The organism is Chryseobacterium mucoviscidosis, from assembly GCF_002177115.1.
In the GTDB taxonomy this organism is placed as follows: domain Bacteria; phylum Bacteroidota; class Bacteroidia; order Flavobacteriales; family Weeksellaceae; genus Chryseobacterium; species Chryseobacterium mucoviscidosis.
Genome location: NZ_MVAG01000160.1, coordinates 1 through 1,049 on the forward strand (window position 1 = coordinate 1; position 1,049 = coordinate 1,049).

At 32.5% G+C, this 1,049-nt stretch carries 2 protein-coding genes; both read left to right on the forward strand.

What is annotated here, in order from left to right; genetic code table 11:
- On the forward strand, window positions 1-447 hold a 447-nt coding region (locus tag B0E34_RS19190; RefSeq protein ID WP_165762938.1), incomplete at its 5' end, for a transposase.
- Window positions 448-526: 79 nt separating this feature from the next.
- Window positions 527-1,045 (forward strand): hypothetical protein, encoded by a 519-nt coding sequence (locus B0E34_RS19195; protein WP_087712092.1) that lies wholly within the window; start codon window positions 527-529, stop codon window positions 1,043-1,045.
- The last annotated feature ends 4 nt before the right edge of the window (window positions 1,046-1,049 follow it).

A 1,049-nucleotide genomic window follows, 5' to 3' on the forward strand; every position in this document is an offset into this window, starting at 1 on the left:
GACATTCATATTTTTGAAAACGGAGATACCCGAAAACAACTTCTGGCAAGAAGCCGGTATTTACTTTACAAAAGCAGGGAAAAATGGACAGAAAATCAAAGTAAACGGGTAAAGATCCTGTTTAGAGAATATCCCGATTTAGAAAAAATCTACCATTTATCGGATAGTTTAAGAAAAATATACAATCAAAATATAACAAAATCCGTTGCCATGTTGAAGTTGGCTCATTGGTTTAAGGATGTTGAAGAGTCGGGTTTTAAATCATTTTCTACACTAAAGAATACCATTATAAATCATTACAACGATATTCTCAATTATTTTGAAGCAAGAAGCACTAATGCTGCTGCGGAATCTTTTAATGCGAAAATTAAAAACTTCAGACTACAACTTCGAGGGGTAAAAGACAGAACTTTCTTTCTATTCAGATTAACTAAACTTTTTGCATAGCCCCCAAGTTTTGCGATTGATCCATAGTCCTACAATTAATTATAATACATATCCCACAAATGGATTTACACCAATACCAATGACAAGTATTTTAACTAATCAGGTAAGTGTTGGTTTAACTCCTACAAATGTCATTACCCTTAGTTCAGGAAGAGTTTATAAAGATTGTGGTGAAGGTGATGCATTATGGGGACTTTTCTTGAATAATGAGACTTGTACTAATAACTCTAGTTCTTTATGGAGTGTAAATGATATAACTATAGGAGCCGAATTACAAGCTCCAATGTTTCAACATTCATTCCATACATTAGTAGGTGATAATTTTATAAGCTTAAAAGCAGGAGAATTGTCTTTTACTTATTTTGAAAATAAAGTTTGTTACAAAGTTGGTGCAAATACAAAATTAATTACCTTGTATGGGATGAATCTTTCAGGAAAAGCAAGTATATCGGAAACGAATTGTAATAGAGAAGAATGGAAATGTTATGGATCCTCAGTTGGAACAGGTGGGTGTCCCAATGTAGGTAACGTGAATTCGGAGAAAAACATGAGGTGCTTAATGTCTAAAATTAATATTTTAGAATTGCACAAATACTAAAACA